Here is a 4,812-nt window from a genome sequence, read left to right on the forward strand (position 1 = left end):
GATAAATTTTTCTACTTTTAAAGCGTAGGTATTTAATTTTGTTCAATTACTTATCATATTAAACATACTTATCAAAAACTATCTCTTAAAGACAATTTCTTAAAAGCTATTTCTTAAAAGCTAATTATTAAAAACTACAGACGAAAAAAACGAGCCTAGGGCTCGTTTATTTTTGACTCGTTTAAAGTGGACTCACTTAATGGGTTTGCACTCTAACTTGTCTTGTCTATTTGGTTTCGACCAATTAAACGGCTGTGATACCATGGGCTTGTGGGCCTTTAGCACCTTGAGTTACTGTGAACTCAACTTCTTGGCCTTCAGCTAAGGTTTTGAAACCTGAGCTTGCGATTTCGCTGTAATGAGCAAAAACGTCTGGACCAGTTTCTGGTGCGATAAAGCCAAAACCTTTAGCTTCGTTAAACCACTTTACTGTACCTTTGATAGTATCTGACATATATAATCCTAATTTTAAAACATAATGACCATTTCGGTCGGGTAACGCTCTGAGCAACTACGGTAAATCTTAAAACGGAGGATTAATGCTAATACTACGAGGTAATGATTTGCTGCAGGACTTCTCTTAAGCAGGAGCACAGTATAGGCCGCCAACTACCCTTATGCAAGCTTTATTTTAAAATAGCTTAAAATAATTTTAGTTAAATTTATAGATGGTCATCTTATTGCTCATTGAGTTGATAAAATCATACTGAAACTGTGTCTAAATAAGCATATTATAGTATTTATAAATTCAACGATTATTTCCTTTAGACCCTGCTATAAACTAATTTTTTTAATCTAACTTATTTTAATCTAACTTATATAGGTGTTGCTATGAGCTATAAACATATTTTGTTAGTGACTGATTTACGTTCTGATGCAGATGTCGTGGCTCAAAAAGCTAAGTACATCCACTCTCGTCAAGTCGATGCACAGTTTTCGGTGCTACACATTGTTAAAGATACTGTGGTCGGATTTGGCTATGAAATGGTGCCTGCTGCCAGTTTATATGATGAGATTGATGATGAACGCTGTAAAAGTGCTAGAAAAGACTTAGTTGAATTTTTGCATCGTAACGGCTTAGAAGATAGCCAACAAGAAGTAACAACTGCTATCTCTAACAGTGAAGGCATTATCAATTATTGTGATAAAAATAAGGTTGACTTGGTAATTATTGGTCGTCACGAACGCCATGGTATTTCTGCTTGGATAAATGGTGCAACAGTAGATGCTATTTTACCCAATGTCTCATGTGATGTATTGGTAGTAAGACTTGAGAAACCTGTCAAATAATAATAATGACAAATTTGTAGCATTTAAATGACATAGTAGGTATCCCTTACCATATTAATCCAACTCTAATACTAGACCCCTAATGCTCAATCCCTAACCATGCTCAACCTCAAAAACTAGCCACCTAGCATAAGATATAAACGAGCTGTCTAAATCAGTGAGTCTATAGTGATACGGTTTGACCGATAAGATTACTTTGTGCAACTTGAGCAATTTTTAAGGCCACTGCGGCATCAAAGCTTGCAGCTCCTACTGATTTAAATAAGGTAATTCCTTTAGCTGACTGACAATTATCAATTTGAAGTTTGCCTGATACCAATTCCATTAATTGTCCAGTCAATTTATTCCATTGCCAATCACAGTCCTTATTATTATGAGCTTGAATCAAATCTCCAGCTTCATGTTTGCCGCCTTCTAGATCGTCAATAATTACACAGTTACTGGCTTCGAGTACCGAGTCACTCACCTCTTTCATATTAGGCTGATATGCGCCCACCGCATTGATATGCACATCGGACTTAATTTGATTTACATCAAACAGTCCTTGGGTCGCTCGTGTAGCCAAGTTTATAATATCTGCCCGCTGTACAGCTTCTGATATCGACTCACAAACTGTGAATGTGACTTGCCACTTGGAATAATCACGTTGAAATTTTTGTTTAAATGCCTCTGCTTTGTCTAAAGTACGGTTCCATAAGGTAACCTGAGTAATGTTCGCACAAACGGTTAATACCGCGTTGAGTTGCTCATACGACATGCCACCAGTACCAACAACTGCGACGGTTTTACTATTTGGATTAGCCATATATTTGGTAGCAACGCCCGATAAAGCCGCCGTGCGAACTTGAGTGACGTAAATACCGTCCATAAAAGCTAATGTTTCACCTGTTCCCGTATCTGAGACGGTAATAGTAGCCACCGTTGTTGGTAAATCTTGCTTAGGATTATCAGGGCAAATGGTCACCAATTTGACTACGGCATACTCTTTTTTACCATCAAAGACCACACAAGGCATGGATAAATGTGACCCTGATTGATGTTTATCCGTTTCAGAATATGTAGGTATAACCAAACGTTCTGGAGATTTTACCCAGTTTGGATTGTTACATTGTAATTTTAGTAACTCTTCAATGGCTTCAATGGCCATTGGCATAGTCAGTTGTTTTTTAACCGTTTCTATATTCAATATCTGCATGTTGATTCCTCTAAGGCTAGAATTTTTTATCCTATCCTCCATTAACTGCTTATAAATTAGCGACTATAGCACCGATTAATCAGTGTCCTGCCGTCCCGCCTACCAGTCCAGTCAAAGTACAAGCAGTAAGGAATAATGAACTGGTCAAAATTAAAGCAATAGTCAGTTTTAATGTTTTCATGTTGGACTCCGTTGTTTACCTATAATATCTTTTGAAGCTATATATCTTGAATTATACCCTTATCTATTGCCTTTTTTAGCCAAGCTGGAAACTCTTCTAATAGATTTTCGTATAATTCTTCTTCACTCATGTCATCTAAGTCATCAAGCGCAAAGAAATTACAGTTATCCACCACCCGACCTGTCATCTCGTCAAGATTTTCCAAAATACCGTAGTTGCGGCCCCCTAACCCCACAAATTGCCAAAAAAATGGCAGTTTGGCGGCCTCAGTGATAATTTTGGTAATGCCTTTACTGTTGGCGACACCGCCATCGCTAATAAACAAGATATAAGCAGGTATGTTTAGCCTATCTTGTTTATAAAAGTCCGTCACCATTTCCATAACAGCGGCCTCATTATTGGTTCTAGCACCCAGTGGCCAATCTCTCAAGCCGCCTTGCACACTATCGATAAAACCTTCATAGTTTTGCAAGCCAACGTCACCTAGATAACATGGTTTTTCACCAAATGCCCAGCAATCCAGTGCTTGATCATCATCGAAGCTTACCGCCAATGGCAATAACCGATTTACCACCTTTTGTACCCGTCCTTGTTTATATTGCTGGTGCATCGACCCACTGGCATCCAATACTAAGGCGACTTTCGCTGTAAGCTTTTGTAAGTGGCGTTTCTCTAACGATACCGTGGCTTTTTTGGCGAGATTGACCAGCTTAGGCGCTTTTTGCAACATTACTTTTTCTAGCGATACTTTAGGCTTAGTATGTGCTTGATGGATTGGTTGTGTTGCAAGACTTGTTTGGTTTGGCTGATGATTGTCATTGTCGTAGTTATTGTTATAGTTATTGTCAACTTCTCCTCCAAAATGCTTAACGATAGAGGCAAGACCACCATCAAAACCTTGCCCTACATTGGCAAGTCGCCATACGCCACTTTTACGATACAATCGAATGAGCATACAGGCTTGATTATTGGCAAAATCTGTCGCTTGATAGACGGCTTGTGCTTTTTGAGTTTGTTGGTAAATGTCTATATCTAGAGATTGAACCTGGTTTAAAGGCTTGTCTGCTGATAACACAAAATAAAGACTATCGATTTGCGTATTTAGAGTGGATAAGTGAACTTCGAACTCAGCTTGTATGACTTTATCAGCGCTATGTTCACTTTGATAATGGTTGAGTTTGATATGACCACAAGGAGATTTTGGTTGATTATAAAACACCATGTAATCATCGCTAATCAGTTTGCCTGACGGGTCTAACGCAAAACAACTAATGCCTATCTCGATTGGGCTTAGACGGGTAAATTTAAACGTAATTGGCTCAGCATCATAAATATTAAGTTTATTTAGTGGCAGACGTTGGCCAATGCTTAGTCTTGTAGATACTTGGTTCACTTTCAAATCCTAGGTAACTATTATCTTATTATAGTATATCTTTTGAATATGAAAAAACCGTTATGATTTAATACCTTCTTTATTTTTTAAGGATAGCTTTCCCAATAATCGGCAATAACGGCAGGCAAGCAGTAGTCCATTGGCATAATGGTAATGGCAATCGGGGTTAATATTGATTTAGTGACACCGCCAATACTGTCACATGTTGCCCCTTTGGTACCTCATAATATACCACTTGCGCCGTGTTTTCTGGGCAGACGTCTGAGCATTGCATCTCTACGATGACCGTCACGCCGTTGTGCACGCCAATTACTTGTTTAGAGATATATTCTTTGGGTTGGCGCTCATCCCACTTTGCTATTTTGATAAGCTGGGCATCGGTTAAGGTGTTGTATGGTGGCGGTGCTACTTTCTGGTAGAGTGGGGCTGAATGCGTGGTGCAGGCGGTCAAGGTTGCGAGTATTAGGCTGGCTGTGAATAGTTTGAGGGTGTTTTTGGTGAGTCTTTGAAACATAGTCATAGGAGAACTCCGTTAGGCGTTATTTATCACTATAACAGAATCAGCGAACAACGTTGTGGTTGCCCATTTTGGCGCTTTTACCATGAGTAGATTACTAAACTTTATATTAGATACTAAGGGTAAATTGTGATTTAATCATATCAATACAGCGTAGATCAGAAAAATTTATCTAATAATGTTGAGTAATTAACAAAATAATTATTGCCAACCTATTCTAGGTGCTGTCTAGATTA

5 protein-coding genes are annotated in these 4,812 nt (G+C 38.5%); 1 reads left to right on the forward strand and 4 read right to left on the reverse strand.

Annotated features, from left to right (window positions below):
• Positions 1 to 244: 244 nt before the first annotated feature.
• Positions 245 to 454 carry a cold-shock protein gene (locus QZ265_RS09825; RefSeq protein WP_296403327.1) on the reverse strand — a complete coding sequence of 70 codons (210 nt, stop codon included), beginning with the start codon at positions 452 to 454 and terminating at the stop codon, positions 245 to 247.
• A 377-nt stretch (positions 455 to 831) separates the two neighbouring features.
• Here QZ265_RS09825 and QZ265_RS09830 point away from each other — a divergent pair, with 377 nt between their 5' ends.
• Entirely contained in the window at positions 832 to 1,290 is a 459-nt protein-coding gene (locus tag QZ265_RS09830; protein WP_296405739.1) for a universal stress protein, read from the forward strand.
• A gap of 163 nt (positions 1,291 to 1,453) precedes the next feature.
• Here the strand turns inward: QZ265_RS09830 and QZ265_RS09835 are convergent, their stop codons facing one another.
• From QZ265_RS09835 to QZ265_RS09845, 3 genes are all read right to left on the reverse strand, one after another.
• Positions 1,454 to 2,485 (reverse strand): ornithine cyclodeaminase family protein, encoded by a 1,032-nt coding sequence (locus tag QZ265_RS09835; protein WP_296405741.1) that lies wholly within the window; start codon positions 2,483 to 2,485, stop codon positions 1,454 to 1,456.
• A gap of 218 nt (positions 2,486 to 2,703) precedes the next feature.
• Positions 2,704 to 4,059, reverse strand: a complete 1,356-nt coding sequence (locus tag QZ265_RS09840) for a VWA domain-containing protein (RefSeq protein WP_296405743.1) — start codon at positions 4,057 to 4,059, stop codon at positions 2,704 to 2,706.
• Positions 4,060 to 4,225: 166 nt separating this feature from the next.
• Positions 4,226 to 4,579: a hypothetical protein gene (locus QZ265_RS09845; RefSeq protein ID WP_296405745.1), complete on the reverse strand. Its 354-nt coding sequence runs from the start codon at positions 4,577 to 4,579 to the stop codon at positions 4,226 to 4,228.
• Between the last annotated feature and the right edge of the window lie 233 nt (positions 4,580 to 4,812).

It is taken from the genome of Psychrobacter sp. (genome assembly GCF_018260395.1).
In the GTDB taxonomy this organism is placed as follows: Bacteria; Pseudomonadota; Gammaproteobacteria; order Pseudomonadales; family Moraxellaceae; genus Psychrobacter.

Bases quoted from the DNA above. Each gene is read 5' to 3' on its own strand.
- QZ265_RS09845 (WP_296405745.1), bottom strand. From the start codon at position 4,579: ATGACTATGTTTCAAAGACTCACCAAAAACACCCTCAAACTATTCACA.
- QZ265_RS09835 (WP_296405741.1), bottom strand. From the start codon at position 2,485: ATGCAGATATTGAATATAGAAACGGTTAAAAAACAACTGACTATGCCA.
- QZ265_RS09825 (WP_296403327.1), bottom strand. From the start codon at position 454: ATGTCAGATACTATCAAAGGTACAGTAAAGTGGTTTAACGAAGCTAAA.
- QZ265_RS09830 (WP_296405739.1), top strand. From the start codon at position 832: ATGAGCTATAAACATATTTTGTTAGTGACTGATTTACGTTCTGATGCA.